The organism is Pseudomonas syringae group sp. 247E2 (assembly GCF_032587795.1).
Classification (GTDB): domain Bacteria; phylum Pseudomonadota; class Gammaproteobacteria; order Pseudomonadales; family Pseudomonadaceae; genus Aquipseudomonas; species Aquipseudomonas amygdali.
Map to the genome: position 1 here is coordinate 489929 of NZ_JAWHPK010000015.1, position 14599 is coordinate 504527.

Annotated in this window: 12 protein-coding genes; 8 read left to right on the plus strand and 4 right to left on the minus strand. The window is 59.7% G+C overall.

The window, feature by feature from the left end; translation table 11 throughout:
• Positions 1 to 2 precede the first annotated feature (2 nt).
• Positions 3 to 455 carry a MarR family winged helix-turn-helix transcriptional regulator gene (locus tag RYC18_RS17475; protein ID WP_004657820.1) on the minus strand — a complete coding sequence of 151 codons (453 nt, stop codon included), beginning with the start codon at positions 453 to 455 and terminating at the stop codon, positions 3 to 5.
• 144 nt (positions 456 to 599) lie between these two features.
• On the opposite strand from RYC18_RS17475, the gene aceE reads away from it, so the two are divergent.
• Positions 600 to 3269 (plus strand): pyruvate dehydrogenase (acetyl-transferring), homodimeric type, encoded by a 2670-nt coding sequence (gene aceE, locus RYC18_RS17480; RefSeq protein ID WP_117140501.1) that lies wholly within the window; start codon positions 600 to 602, stop codon positions 3267 to 3269.
• A 109-nt stretch (positions 3270 to 3378) separates the two neighbouring features.
• Here the strand turns inward: aceE and RYC18_RS17485 are convergent, their stop codons facing one another.
• The 3 genes from RYC18_RS17485 to RYC18_RS17495 all read right to left on the minus strand — a co-directional run bounded on the left by RYC18_RS17485 (position 3379) and on the right by RYC18_RS17495 (position 7370).
• Positions 3379 to 4233 carry a pirin family protein gene (locus RYC18_RS17485; protein ID WP_057412458.1) on the minus strand — a complete coding sequence of 285 codons (855 nt, stop codon included), beginning with the start codon at positions 4231 to 4233 and terminating at the stop codon, positions 3379 to 3381.
• Between the two features lie 201 nt (positions 4234 to 4434).
• Positions 4435 to 4845: a PA2817 family protein gene (locus tag RYC18_RS17490; protein ID WP_004657828.1), complete on the minus strand. Its 411-nt coding sequence runs from the start codon at positions 4843 to 4845 to the stop codon at positions 4435 to 4437.
• Between the two features lie 77 nt (positions 4846 to 4922).
• The gene (locus RYC18_RS17495) at positions 4923 to 7370 is read right to left on the minus strand and encodes an acyl-CoA dehydrogenase (RefSeq protein ID WP_011168129.1); all 2448 of its coding nucleotides are present in this window, start codon (positions 7368 to 7370) and stop codon (positions 4923 to 4925) included.
• A 162-nt stretch (positions 7371 to 7532) separates the two neighbouring features.
• On the opposite strand from RYC18_RS17495, the gene RYC18_RS17500 reads away from it, so the two are divergent.
• The 7 genes from RYC18_RS17500 (at position 7533) to lpxK (ending at position 14592) form a co-directional block, all read left to right on the plus strand.
• Positions 7533 to 8156 carry a glutathione S-transferase gene (locus RYC18_RS17500; RefSeq protein WP_004657835.1) on the plus strand — a complete coding sequence of 208 codons (624 nt, stop codon included), beginning with the start codon at positions 7533 to 7535 and terminating at the stop codon, positions 8154 to 8156.
• 183 nt (positions 8157 to 8339) lie between these two features.
• Positions 8340 to 9272 (plus strand): ABC transporter ATP-binding protein, encoded by a 933-nt coding sequence (locus RYC18_RS17505; RefSeq protein WP_002552672.1) that lies wholly within the window; start codon positions 8340 to 8342, stop codon positions 9270 to 9272.
• Positions 9269 to 10057 (plus strand): ABC transporter permease, encoded by a 789-nt coding sequence (locus tag RYC18_RS17510; protein WP_002552673.1) that lies wholly within the window; start codon positions 9269 to 9271, stop codon positions 10055 to 10057. The genes RYC18_RS17505 and RYC18_RS17510 overlap by 4 nt, the downstream gene beginning before the upstream one ends.
• A 136-nt stretch (positions 10058 to 10193) precedes the next feature.
• Positions 10194 to 12410, plus strand: coding sequence for a DNA internalization-related competence protein ComEC/Rec2 (locus tag RYC18_RS17515; protein WP_316886537.1), 2217 nt, complete (start codon positions 10194 to 10196; stop codon positions 12408 to 12410).
• 81 nt (positions 12411 to 12491) lie between these two features.
• Positions 12492 to 13169, plus strand: coding sequence for a MotA/TolQ/ExbB proton channel family protein (locus tag RYC18_RS17520; RefSeq protein ID WP_002552676.1), 678 nt, complete (start codon positions 12492 to 12494; stop codon positions 13167 to 13169).
• Positions 13166 to 13597: an ExbD/TolR family protein gene (locus tag RYC18_RS17525; protein WP_002552677.1), complete on the plus strand. Its 432-nt coding sequence runs from the start codon at positions 13166 to 13168 to the stop codon at positions 13595 to 13597. Before RYC18_RS17520 ends, RYC18_RS17525 begins: the two co-directional genes overlap by 4 nt.
• A complete protein-coding gene (gene lpxK / locus RYC18_RS17530; RefSeq protein ID WP_054996255.1) occupies positions 13597 to 14592 on the plus strand; it encodes a tetraacyldisaccharide 4'-kinase in 996 nt (331 codons plus the stop codon). Before RYC18_RS17525 ends, lpxK begins: the two co-directional genes overlap by 1 nt.
• The last annotated feature ends 7 nt before the right edge of the window (positions 14593 to 14599 follow it).

Here is a 14599-nt window from a genome sequence, read left to right on the forward strand (position 1 = left end):
TGTCAGCTTTTACTGCCACTTTGTCGGGCTGCCAGTGCGGCACGCTCCAGCGCATCAGCAAACACGCGGCGCTGTGGGGCGTCGAATTGCGCCAGAAACAGCTCGTCGACCGCCGTTTCGTAGATCTGCCACATCTGTTTGCGCAGTGTCCGGCCCTTGTCGGTGATCGCTGCCACCGCGCCCCGGCCGTCGCTGTCGGATCTGTGACGTTCCACCAGCCCTTCGCTTTCAAGGCGGTCGATGAGGCGGGTCAGGTTGTAGCGTTCGATGGCCATGACATCGGCCAGCTCATGCATGCGGCGCATGCCCTGAGGCCCGCTTTCCACACCCCAGAGCGCGTCATACCAAGCGTATGGGGGCAGCTCGGCCGCCGCCAGACGTCGTTCGATTTCGCGAATAAGACAGCGGTGCGCCCTGACGAATCTGAACCACGTATCCGGTTCGGCTGACGACATGAATCACCTTTGTCTGAAATTCTTGAGGGTTGCAATAGTAACCGAGCACGGGATAAATTCCGGCATGTGATTGCAATTGCAATCAGATTTTTCAAGGCAGACGCCTGTCCGGCGTCCACTGCCGCATCACAGTAGGAGACGACGATGGCACAGCAACCCCGGTTTCTTGACGAGGATCCGCAAGAAACCCGCGAATGGCTCGAATCGATTGAGTCGGTACTCAACAGTGAAGGGCGCCCGCGCGCGCACTACCTGATCGATCAGTTGCTGGACTTCGATGTCGCTCAACACGGCGATTTCTATGGTCGGGTCACGACGCCCTACGTCAACACCATTCCCAGCGACCGTCAGCAGCCTTATCCGGGTGACCTCCAGGTTGAAAAGCGTATCAACGCGTTCATCCGCTGGAACGCCCTGGCGATGGTACTGCGTGCCGGCAAGCATTCCGGTGTGGGCGGCCACATTGCCTCCTATGCGTCTGCCGCCGTGCTCTATGACGTGGGGTTCGATCACTTCTTCCGGGGTCGTACCGAGCAGTTCGCCGGCGATCTGGTCTACATCCAGGGCCATTCTTCGCCGGGCATTTACGGCAGGGCGTACCTGGAAGGTCGCCTGAGCGAAGAGCAACTGGACAACTTCCGTCGTGAAACGGACCGTGATGGCATCTCGTCCTATCCGCACCCGCGCCTGATGCCGGACTTCTGGCAGTTCCCTACTGTTTCAATGGGGCTTGGGCCAATCACGGCGGCGTATCAGGCGCGTTTCATGCGTTACCTGGAAAATCGCGGGCTCAAGGAGCATCAGGGGCGCAAGGTCTGGGCCTTTCTCGGCGATGGCGAAATGGACCAGCCCGAGTCTCAGGCGGCCATTGCGCTGGCCGGGCGCGAAAAGCTCGACAACATCATCTTCGTGGTCAACTGCAACCTGCAGCGTCTCGACGGCCCGGTGCGTGGCAACAGCAAGGTCATTCAGGAATTCGAAAGCCTGTATCGCGCCGCTGGCTGGAACGTAATCAAGGTCATCTGGGGCAGTGGCTGGGATGCTCTGCTGGAGAAGGACAAGAGCGGGCTGCTGCGTCAGCGCATGATGGAGTGCGTGGACGGCGAGTACCAGAACTACAAATCCCAGAACGGCGCCTACGTGCGTGAGCATTTCTTCGGCAAGTACCCGGAGTTGCTGGAGCTGGTCAGCGACATGAGCGACGACGATATCTGGAAGCTCTCGCGGGGCGGGCACGATCCGGAAAAAGTCTACAACGCCTACGCTGCCGCAATGCGTCACAAGGGCGGGCCGACCGTGATTCTGGCCAAGACGGTCAAAGGTTTCGGCATGGGCGAGGCGGGCGAGGGGCAGAACATCAACCACCAGTTGAAGAAACTCGGGGCAGAGGCAATCAAGGCCTTCCGCGACCGTTTCTCTCTGGACATCACCGATGATCAACTGGGCGACATGCCTTATCTGAAACCCGCCGAGGGCAGTACCGAAGCGCTGTACCTCAAGGCCCGCCGGGCTCAGTTGGGCGGTTACATTCCGGCGCGTTTCAGCGACGCGGCCACCTTGCAGGTTCCGCCGCTTTCGGTGCTGGATACCCAGCTGAAAAGCACCGGTGATCGCGGTATATCGACGACCATGGCCTTTGTGCGCATCCTCTCGACGCTGCTCAAGGACCCGAACATCGGCAAGTTGATCGTGCCGATTGTGCCGGACGAGTCGCGAACCTTTGGTATGGAGAACCTGTTCCGCCAGATTGGTATCCATTCCCATGTCGGTCAGTTGTACACGCCACAGGATGCAGGGCAACTGAGCTACTACAAGGAAAGCACCGACGGGCAGATCATGCAGGAAGGGCTGAACGAGTCCGGCGCCATTTCCTCATGGATTGCAGCCAGTACGTCCTACGCCAACCATGGCGTGATGACCGTGCCGTTCTATATCTTCTATTCGATGTTCGGTTTCCAGCGTGTGGGCGATCTGGCCTGGGCGGCGGGTGATGCCCGGGCCAGGGGCTTTCTGCTGGGGGCCACCTCAGGCCGGACCACGCTGATGGGCGAAGGCCTGCAGCATGATGACGGGCACAGCCACGTGATGTCGTCGACGATACCGTGCTGTGTGTCTTACGACCCGACGTTCGCCTTTGAACTGGCGGTGATCATTCAGGACGGCATGCGCCGCATGTTTGCCGAAAATGAGGACATTTATTACTACATCACCTTGCTCAACGAGAACTACCCGCACCCTGATCTGCCTTCGGGCGCCGAAGCCGGCATTATCAAAGGGATGTACCCATTGCAGGCCAGTGCGTCGGTCAACTCCGGCAAACACGTGCAATTGATGGGCTGCGGGTCGATCCTTCTCGAAGTCATTGCGGCCGCCAGATTGCTGGAGGACGACTTTGGTGTGAGCAGTGAAATCTGGAGTGTTACCAGCCTCACCGAGCTGCGCCGTGAAGGCCAGGACGTCGAGCGCTGGAACCTGCTGCACCCTGAGCAGGAGCCGCGCCTGAGCTACGTTGAAAGCTGTCTCGCCGACAGGGAAGGGCCGGTCGTCGTGGCAACGGATTACATGAAGATTTTCGCTGACCAGATCCGTCCATTCGTACCCCTGCGTCGTTTCGTGGCGCTGGGTACGGATGGTTTTGGTCAGTCCGATACCCGTGAATCGCTGCGTCATTTCTTCGAGGTAGACCGTTACTTCGTGGCAGTGGCTGCGCTCAAGGCGCTGGCCGATGACGGCAAGGTCGAGCGTAAAGTCGTTGCTCAGGCCATCGAACGCTACAAGATCGACCCAGGCAAGCAGAACCCTGTGCTGGTCTGAGTCGCGCCCGTCTCTCTGTCACCAAGCCGTGGTCAGGAAACCGTGCACTTCAAGCGAAGTGCACGGTTTTTTGATTACCTGCGTGAGAATATCTGCCGGCTTTAGCCTGTCACGCCGTCAGACGATCTTCCCGGAAATCACGTAACGCCTGGTCAATCTCTTCGCGGGTGTTCATCACGAACGGCCCGTACTGCACGATCGGCTCGCGCAAGGGCTTGCCGGCAATCAACAAGACGCGTGCACCCTTGGTGCTGCTGATCTGCAAATCACCGGTGTCAGACAGGCGCGCAAGATGGCGCTTGCTCACTGGCTGTGCGCTGCCTTCTATTTCGATACTGCCTTCGTAAACGTACAGCAATGCAAGATGCCCGTCGGGCATGCGCGGGCTGATACGACTGCCGGCAGGCATGTCGAAGTCAAAGTACAAGGGCTCGGTATCCGGGCGCTGTACCGCGCCGGCCTGTTGAGCCTGGCCATCGTCGAAATGCCCGGCCAATACCACCACCTGCACACCGGCTTCAGTGGTCAGGCGAGGAACGTTTTCCGGCTGGATGTCCTGATAACTGGCGTCGTTCAGCTTGTTCTTGCCCGGCAGGTTCAGCCATAGCTGAAAACCTCGCATGGTGCCTTCTTCCTGTTCAGGCATTTCGCTGTGAATGATCCCGCGTGCGGCGGTCATCCACTGTACGCCGCCGCCCTGCAGCAGGCCTACATTGCCCATATGGTCTTCGTGACGCATACGGCCTTCAAGCATGTAGGTCACCGTTTCGAAGCCACGGTGCGGATGAGGTGGAAAGCCCGCAATATAGTCATCAGGCACGTCCGACCCGAACTCGTCCAGCATCAGGAATGGATCGAATTGTTCCACGCCCCGTCCGCCGAAAACGCGTGTCAGTTTGACTCCCGCGCCGTCAGAGGCAGGTTGGCCTGCCTGAATCGACAGGACTTTACGAAATTGAGTCATGGAAAGAGAGCACTCCTTATCAGGTGGCCTTTTCAGGCGCAAGGGAGTGTCATGGTATGCCTGTCTATTCGATTAACTGATTCGAATCCCGGAACGGAATGATCGTATTTATCGATGTGTTGCCTGCTGATACGCATTGGCGTGAGTAACAGGCAACCTGCCCGGAACAGACTCCGGGCCAGGCGTTACAACGAGAGGTGATCAGTGTTTGCTGCCCTGTGTCGACATGGCCAGCAGCTGCTTTTCCTGGTTCCAGTCAAATGGTTCATCGTTCTGCTCGGCTTCGTAACGGCGCTCTTCCAGCGCCTGATACAGCTCGATTTCATCATCCGGCATGAAATGCAGGCAGTCACCGGCAAAAAACCACAGCAGGTCGCGAGGCACCAGGTGGGCGATTTGCGGGTAGCGCTGGATGACCTGACACAGGATGTCCTGGCCCAGGTACTGGCTTTCTATCGGGTCCTGTGGCAGTTGCTCGACCAGTTCGTCGAAGCGCTCCATGAACAGCGCGTGGCTTTCTTCCGGAACCTGCTCGGCCTCGCCCAGCGCGACCAGAATGCTGCGCAGGTGTGCCAGCAGGCCAAGTTGGTGATCGAGAGTGGCGTCGGCCATCGGGTAATCCTCAAATGCAAAAACAGGCGCGAGAGTATAAAGCTCTACGCGCCTGCTGTGTGGTGTGACCTTGAACGTCAGCGAATCTTGCCCGCTGCCAGGGTCAGTTCTTCCTTGTCGAAATCATCCACGTCGATCACCTTGCGACGGGCGGCTTCGGCTGTACGCAGTGTCTGTGCCTCTTCTGCCTGCAATACACCGATGCGCAACGCAGCGTCGATGGCATGCTCGCCTGCGGCCGGTTTGATCTGACCACTCTTGAGCGCCGTTTGCAGCTTCTTGTGCAACGGATATGCAGTAGTCAGCAAGTCGATGGCATGTTGCAGCGCGCCGACCGGATCTTCTGCCGATTGCGGGCGATAGCAGCCTGCGAGCAACTCTTCCAGCGTCGGATCGCCCTTGGCGCGGCCCAGCACCTGTGCAACTTCGGCGTCCAGCTTGTCCGAAGGGCCCTTGTGGCGACGACCGAACGGGAACACCACTGCACGCAACAGCCCACCCAGCACACGGTTAGGGAAGTTGCCGAGGATTTCGTCCATGGCACGTTCCGAATGGCCCAGACTTTCTTCCATGGCCCAGCGAAACAGCGGGCTCATGTGATCTGGCGAGCCAAGATCGTGGTAGCGCTTGAGTGCCGCCGAAGCCAGATACATATGACTGAGCACATCCCCCAGACGCGCCGACAGGCGTTCGCGGCGTTTCAACTCGCCGCCCAGCAGCATCATGCTCAAGTCCGCCAACATCGCGAAAGCTGCTGCCTGACGGTTCAACGCGCGGAAGTAGCCTTGGCTCAGGCTGTTGCCCGGTGCTCTTTCAAAATGGCCAAAGCCCAGATTAAGAATCAGGGTGCTGGCGGCGTTGCTCACCGCAAAACCGATGTGCTTGAGCAGGAGCGCGTCAAACTCGAGCAGCGCCTGCTGCTTGTCTTCGCGACCGGCCAAGGCCATTTCCTTGAGCACGAATGGATGGCAGCGAATGGCACCCTGGCCGAAGATCATCAGGTTACGTGAAAGGATATTCGCCCCTTCAACGGTGATGAAAATCGGCGCGCCTTGCCAGTTGCGGCCCAGGTAGTTGTTTGGGCCCATGATGATGCCCTTGCCGCCATGCACATCCATGGCGTGACCGATACATTCGCGGCCACGCTCGGTCAGGTGGTATTTGAGGATCGCGGAGAGCACCGAGGGTTTTTCTCCCAGATCGACCGCATTGGCGGTCAGCATGCGCGCGCTGTCCATCAACCAGGCGTTGCCGCCGATGCGCGCCAGCGCTTCCTGAATACCTTCGAACGCCGACAGCGGCACATTGAATTGCTCGCGTACCTTGGCGTACTGGCCGGTGACCAGGCTGGTGTACTTGGCAGCGCCGGTGCCGACCGCGGGCAGCGAAATCGAACGTCCTACCGACAGGCAGTTCATCAGCATCATCCAGCCTTTGCCGAGCATTGGCTGGCCGCCGATCAGGTAGCTCAGCGGAACAAAGACGTCCTTGCCTGAATTCGGGCCGTTCATGAACGCTGCGCCCAGCGGCAAGTGGCGACGGCCGATTTCAACGCCTGGCGTGTCGGTCGGAATCAATGCCAGGCTGATGCCGAGATCTTCCTCTTCGCCTAGCAGGTGCTCAGGGTCGTAAGCCTTGAAAGCCAGGCCGAGCAGGGTGGCGACCGGGCCAAGGGTGATGTAGCGCTTTTCCCAGGTCAGGCGCAGGCCGATGACTTCCTCGCCTTGCCACTGACCTTTGCAGATGACCCCGGTGTCGGGCATCGCGCCCGCATCGGAACCTGCCAATGGACCCGTCAGCGCGAAGCAGGGGATATCTTCGCCTCGTGCCAGACGTGGCAGATAATGGTTGCGCTGTTCGTCGGTGCCGTAATGCAGTAGCAATTCAGCAGGGCCGAGGGAGTTGGGCACCATCACGGTGGAGGCCAGGTCGCCGCTGCGGGTGGCCAGTTTCATGGCCACCTGAGAGTGGGCGTAGGCCGAGAAGCCCTTGCCACCGAATTCTTTCGGAATGATCAGGGCAAAGAACCCGTGCTCTTTCATGTGCGCCCAGGCTTCAGGCGGCAGATCCATGGCCTGACCGATTTCCCAGTCGCTGACCATCGCGCAGAGTTCTTCGGTCGGCCCGTCGATAAAGGCCTGTTCTTCTTCGGTGAGCTGGACTTTTGGATAGGCCAGCAGCTTGTCCCAGTCCGGGCGACCGCTGAACAGCTCGCCATCCCACCAGACCGTACCGGCGTCAATCGCATCGCGCTCGGTTTCCGACATGGGCGGCAGCACTTTCTGAAACCAGCTGAACATGGGCGCAGTGAAGTGCTTGCGGCGCAGGTCGGGCAGCACAACAGGTACGAACACTGCCAGCCACAGCACCCAGAAAACAGTCAGCAGCCATCCTGGCGCGTGGCTGAAAATGCCCATGGCCAGCAGGTAGACGGCTACCACGCCAAGCGCCGGGAGCGGGGCGGTACGCCGATGGGCCAGCCAGGCAATGCCGACGACCAGCACTACAATCCACAACAACAGCATAGGTATTCCTCCGTGATGACCGCCGCCGTGGCAGCGATCAAGAACTGGTCGCCGGGCAGTGGTGAGGCGACATCGATAGTGACCCCTGGTTGACGAGGAAGTTGCCGCCGCTTCGGGGTAGACTGTGAGCCTTTATTTATCAGCGACTGCGAGGGGAACGCAATGCTCAAGATATGGGGACGGAAGAATTCCAGCAATGTGCGCAAGGCACTCTGGATTGCCGAAGAAGTGGGCGTGCCCTACGAGACGCAGGACGCCGGTGGGGCATTCGGGCTGGTCAATGAAGCAGCTTACCGCGCGAAAAACCCCAATGGCCGGATTCCCATGATTGAAGACGGCGACTTCGTGCTTTGGGAGTCGAACGCGATCGTACGCTATCTGGCCGCCCGCCATGCCCCGGACTCGGACTTATACCCCGCTGACCTTCAGGCTCGCGCCAACGCAGACAAGTGGATGGACTGGACCTCCTCGACCATCGCGGCCCCGTTCAGCCCGGTATTCTGGGGCGTGGTACGCACCCCGCCCGAGAAACAGGACTGGCCGGCCATCGAGCAAGGCATCAAAACCCTGCACAGTCTGCTGCTGGTCGCCGATGAGGCCCTGTCTCGTCAGCCTTACCTGTCCGGCGAAGCTTTTGGCATGGGCGACATTCCCCTGGGGTGCTTCGCTTACGGCTGGTTCGAAATGCCGATTGAACGTCCGCCGCTGCCCCACCTCCAAGCCTGGTATGAACGCCTCAAGACGCGTCCGGCGTATCGCAAGGCCGTCATGAGTCCGCTGACCTGAGCATGCAGTCTGAGCATTTAAAACAGTTGATCGGGCTCATGTTCGGCTCTTGATATTTACTATTAACAGATGTGTCTGTACTTGAATGACCCAGCCGAGCACCATTGCACGCCTGGGTCGTCATGACAGACGTGTGTTCCCGGTCAGCTTCATTCCTTTTTCCTGATGAGTACTCTTTCCGATATGTCTTCCGCTCTGTCCATTCGGCAGCTAACCAAAACCTACGGCAACGGTTTCCAGGCCTTGAGTGGCATTGATCTGGACGTCGCCGAGGGTGATTTCTTCGCTTTGCTTGGCCCTAATGGCGCAGGCAAGTCCACCACCATCGGTATCATCTCGACGCTGGTCAACAAGACCAGCGGAACGGTGAACATCTTCGGTCACGATCTGGATCGCGAGCCCGCTGCGCTCAAGCGTTCCATTGGCGTGGTGCCGCAGGAGTTCAACTTCAACCAATTCGAGAAGACCTTCGACATCGTCGTCACCCAGGCGGGTTACTACGGCATCCCGGCAAAGATCGCCAAGGAGCGCGCCGAGCAGTACCTGACTCAACTGGGCCTGTGGGACAAGCGCGACGTGCCTTCACGGTCGCTGTCAGGCGGCATGAAGCGGCGCTTGATGATCGCCCGTGCGCTGATTCACGAGCCGCGTCTGCTGATCCTCGATGAGCCCACTGCTGGTGTGGACATCGAGTTGCGCCGTTCGATGTGGACGTTCCTGACCGAACTGAATCAAAAAGGCATCACCATCATCCTCACCACGCACTACCTGGAAGAGGCCGAGCAGCTGTGCCGCAACATCGGCATTATCGACCACGGGGTGATCGTGCAGAACACCGGCATGAAGCAATTGCTCAGCACCCTGACTGTCGAAACCTTCGTGCTGGATCTGAAGGCGTCCTGGCAGACCGCGCCGCAGCTGCCCGGTTTCCCTTGTCGTTTGCTCGACAGCCACACCCTGGAAGTTCAGGTCGACAAGAATGTCGGCATCACCGCGCTGTTTAGCCAGCTCGCTTTCCAGAACATCGAAGTCTTGAGCCTGCGCAATAAATCCAATCGCCTTGAGGAGTTGTTTGTGTCCCTGGTGGAAAAAAACCTTGCGAAGGTGGCGCTATGACCGTGCAGAGCGGCGAGTTGCGCCCCAACCTGATTGCCCTGAAGACCATCGTTTACCGCGAGGTCCATCGCTTCATGCGGATCTGGCCGCAGACCCTGCTGCCGCCTGCGATCACCATGGTTCTGTACTTCGTGATCTTCGGTAACCTGATCGGTCGTCAGATCGGCGACATGGGCGGCTTTACCTACATGCAGTACATCGTGCCGGGGCTGATCATGATGTCGGTGATCACCAACTCCTACGGCAACGTGGTATCCAGCTTCTTTGGTGCCAAGTTTCAGCACTCCATCGAAGAACTGATGGTCTCGCCGGTTTCCCCGCACACCATTCTGATCGGTTACACCCTGGGCGGCGTGTTGCGCGGGCTGATGGTGGGTTTCATTGTCACCATGCTGTCGATGTTTTTCACCGACCTGCAAGTGCACCACTTGGGCGTGACCATTCTGGTGGTGGTGTTGACCGCGACGATTTTCTCTCTGCTGGGCTTCATCAACGCAGTGTTTGCACGCAACTTCGATGACATCTCGATCATTCCGACCTTCGTCCTGACCCCGCTGACCTATCTGGGTGGCGTGTTCTACTCGATCAACCTATTGCCGCCGTTCTGGCAGACCGTGTCGCTGGCCAACCCGGTCCTGCATATGGTCAATGCCTTCCGCTACGGCATTCTGGGCGTCTCCGACATCAAGATCAGCATCGCTCTGGCGTTCATGATCGTGGCAACGTTTGTGCTGTACTTCGGCTGCGCACGGTTGCTGGTGAGCGGGCGCGGTATGCGTCAGTAACACATGCTTTGCGACCCGCCAGCCTGGCGGGTCGCCTGTCTGCCGAGACCGGCTGTTCAGGTTTTGCAACACACCATCACTTCCGACATTTCCATATTGCGCTGATCCTTGAAGCTTTCCGCTTCAAGGAATCACCATGCGCACAGGGATGATCGCGCTCGCGTCGGGGCTTGTGGCCTTACGCTTTCTGCCTGCTTTGCCGCCGACCTGGCTGTTGCTGCTGATGCCGATACTGGCGTTCATGCTGCTACCGTTTCGTACCTATCCACTGGCGCTGTTCCTGCTCGGTTTTACCTGGGCGTGTGTTTCTGCGCAGTGGGCGTTGAATGACCGTCTGGTTCATCGTCTGGACGGTCAGACGCTGTGGCTGCAAGGCAAGGTGGTCGGTTTGCCCAGTGTCGCCGAGGGCGTGGTGCGTTTCGAACTGGAGGGGGCAAGGTCGCGCAGGGCGATATTGCCTGCACGCATCCGGGTGGCGTGGTACGGCGGTCCGCAGGTCAACAGCGGTGAGCGCTGGCGCATGGCGGTCAAACTCAAGCGGCCGGCCGGGCTGGTCAATCCTGATGCTTTTGATTACGAAGCCTGGCTGTTGGCGCAGCGCATCGGTGCCACCGGTACGGTGGTGGATGGTCAACTGCTGACACCTGCGCGCGGGGCGTGGCGCGACCTTATTCGTCAGCGCTTGCTGGCGGTCGATGCGCAGGGCAGAGAGGGCGGCTTGGCGGCGCTGGTGCTGGGCGATGGCTCCGGATTGTCGAGCACCGATTGGCAGGTGCTGCAGGACACCGGCACGGTGCATCTGCTGGTGATTTCCGGCCAGCATATCGGTTTGCTGGCCGGGGTGATTTACGCGCTGGTCGCAGGCCTTGCACGCTGGGGGCTGTGGCCACGGGCTTTACCCTGGCTGCCTTGTGCCTGTGCGCTGGCGTTCATCGCTGCGCTGGGTTACGGGCTGCTGGCCGGTTTCGAGGTGCCGGTACGGCGTGCCTGTGTGATGGTCGCGATGGTGCTGCTGTGGCGTTTGCGCTTTCGGCACCTGGGCGTTGTCTGGCCGTTGTTACTGTCATTCAACGCGGTGCTGATTTTCGAGCCGCTGGTGACACTGCAGCCGGGGTTCTGGCTGTCTTTCGCGGCGGTTGGCATTCTGGTGCTGATTTTCAGTGGACGTCTCGGTGCCTGGAATTGGTGGCAAAGCTGGACGCGTGCGCAGTGGCTGATCGCAATTGGCTTGCTGCCTATTCTGCTGGCGCTGAACCTGCCGATCAGCCTCAGCGGTCCGTTTGCCAATTTGCTGGCTGTGCCTTGGGTCAGCTTGATCGTCCTGCCGCCTGCGTTGCTTGGAACACTGCTGCTGCCGGTGCCTGTTGTGGGCGAAGGCTTGCTCTGGCTGGCCGGAGGAGCGCTGGAGTGGCTGTTTATGTTTCTCGGCTGGGTTGCCGCAGTCTTGCCCGCCTGGTTGCCCAGTGCAATGCCGGGCTGGGCGTGGCTGCTTAGTCTGCTCGGGGCCTTCATTTTATTACTGCCCAAAGGCGTGCCGATGCGTCCGCTGGGTTGGCCATTGCTGTTGTTGTGCGTTTTTCCGCCGCTCGACTCAGTGCCTGCAGGCCAGGTAGAAGTATTGCAGCTGGACGTGGGGCAGGGCCTGGCCATTCTCCTGCGCACTCGAAATCACACGCTCTTGTACGACGCAGGTCCACGTTTCGGCGAGTTCGATATCGGTCAGCGTGTGGTCGTGCCCGCCATGCGCAAGGCCGGTGTGCGTCATCTGGACCTGATGTTGATCAGTCACGCCGACTCCGATCATGCCGGGGGCGCAGCGGCGGTTCATCAGGCATTTCCGGTTGACCGTGTACTGGGCGGTGAGCTGGCCAGGCTCGCGCCGCAACTCGACGCGCGGTTGTGTGAGAGCGATGCGCGCTGGGAGTGGGATGGGGTGGTGTTCTCCACCTGGCGCTGGGAGCAGGGCCCTGGTGGCAATCCGGCATCCTGCATGTTGAGTGTCGACGCCGGGGGCGAGCGTCTGCTGCTGACGGGTGATATCGACGTCGACGCGGAACGTGCGGCAATCGCCAGCGGTTTCGACCTTCGTGCCCATTGGTTGCAGTCCCCGCATCACGGCAGCCGGACCTCGTCATCCAAAGTATTTCTTCAGGCCGTCGGAGCGGTTGGCGTGCTGATCTCCCGTGGCCGTAACAACGCCTTCGGCCACCCGCATCCGTTGGTCATGGCGCGTTATCGATGGCTGGGTATGGCCAGTTATGACAGCGCTGAGCTGGGCGCTGTCAGTCTGCGGCTGGGTACGTTCGGCACGCCGCAGGCAGAGCGCGCGCAACGGCGTTTCTGGCGTGACTGAGTGAATGGATATCGATCTCGGCGTTCGGCACTTGGCGACCCTATGATAGAGTGGCGCCAATTTTTCGAGGGAGTGATCACTGTGTGGGAACTGGTCAAATCTGGCGGCTGGATGATGCTGCCGATTATTTTGAGCTCCATCGCCGCTGCCGGCATTATCATCGAGCGTCTGTGGACGCTGCGTGCCAGCCGTATCACGCCGCCGCATCTGCTCGGACAGGTCTGGCAGTGGATTCAGGAAAAGAAGCTCGACGGCGAAAAGCTCAAGCAACTGCGCGCCGACTCGCCTCTGGGTGAAATTCTCGCCGCAGGTCTGGCCAATTCCAGGCACGGTCGCGAGATCATGAAGGAATGCATCGAAGAAGCCGCCGCCCGGGTTATCCATGAACTGGAGCGCTACCTGAGCGCGCTGGGTTCGATTGCCGCCATGGCACCGCTGCTTGGCTTGCTGGGTACGGTGCTGGGCATGATCGATATTTTCGGCTCGTTCAACAGTTCGGGGGCCACGGCCAATGCCGGTGTACTCGCCGGTGGTATCTCCAAGGCGCTGATCTGTACCGCGTCGGGCCTTATCGTGGCTATTCCGGCAATCTTCTTTCATCGCTTTCTGCAAAGTCGCGTCGATGAACTGGTGGTCGGCATGGAGCAGCAGGCCATTCGTCTGGTTGAAGTGGTGCAGGGCGACCGCGATGTCGATCTGATCGACGCCAAAATCGATCTCAAGTCGCTGGCCAGAGCGGGCGGGGGCAAGAAGAAGTGAAATTTCGCCGTCGCAGACCCCGGGAAAACATCGACATCAATCTGGTCTCTCTGATTGATGTGGTGTTCATCCTGCTGCTGTTTTTCATCGTGACGACCACGTTCACCCGTGAAACCCAGTTGCGGGTGGATCTGCCACAGGCGGTCACCGGTACGCCGGAGGTGGACGCCAGCGCTAAGCATCTGGACATCGCCATCAACGCCGACGGGATCTTCTCGCTGAACAACCAACTGTTGCCCAAGAACGATCTGGCAACCCTGATCGAAGCGCTGCAACGCGAGTCGGCGGGCGATACCAGCCTGCCGTTGTCGATCAGTGCCGACGGCAAGACCCCGCACCAATCGGTGATTACGGCCATGGATGCGGCGGGTAAACTGGGTTTCAGCCATTTGCGCATGACCACTGTCGAGGCCACACCGGCTAACTGATGGCATTTACCGACCGTTTGCTTGATGCCTGGTACAAGGGCCACCCTGCGCTGGCGCTTTTGCGTCCGCTCGAAGGCCTTTATCGGCGCGTCGTAGAGGGCAAGCGCGCGCGTTTTCTGGCGGGTGAGGGCACTATCTACCGCGCTCCGGTGCCGGTTATTGTGGTGGGTAATATTACCATCGGCGGCACTGGCAAGACGCCACTGATTCTATGGATGATCGAGCACTGCCGTCGTCGTGGCCTGCGTGTCGGTGTGGTCAGTCGCGGTTATGGTGCCAAGCCTCCCAGCCTGCCGTGGCGCGTCAAAGCCGACCAAAGTGCCAGCGAGGCGGGCGATGAGCCTTTGCTCATCGTCAAACGCAGTGGCGTGCCGCTGATGATCGATCCGGATCGCAGTCGCGCAGTGCAGGCCCTGCTCGCTGCCGAGCCTCTGGATCTGATTCTTTCCGACGATGGCCTGCAACATTATCGTCTGGCCCGCGATCTGGAGCTGGTGCTGATCGATGCCGCCCGCGGGCTGGGCAATCGTCGTTGTCTGCCTGCCGGGCCATTGCGCGAGCCGGTTGAGCGCCTAGGCAGTGTCGACGCTTTGCTTTACAACGGCGCGATGGCTGATCGTGACGATGGCTACGCATTTATGCTCAAACCGTCAGCCCTTATCAATCTGCGCAGTGGCGAACGCCAGCCGGTGGATTATTTCCCGGCCGGGCAGGCGCTGCATGCGGTCGCCGGAATCGGCAATCCTCAACGTTTCTTCAATACCCTCGAAGGATTACACTGGCGGCCGGTGGCTCACGCGTTCGCCGACCATGCGGTCTACAGTGCCCAGGCGCTGACATTCACACCGGCACTGCCCTTGGTCATGACCGAGAAGGATGCGGTGAAATGTCGTGCCTTTGCAGCCGATGACTGGTGGTATCTGGCAGTGGATGCAGTACCGTCCAATGCTTTTGTCGACTGGTTCGATGAGCAACTGCTACGTCTCTCTCCATGATTGCTTC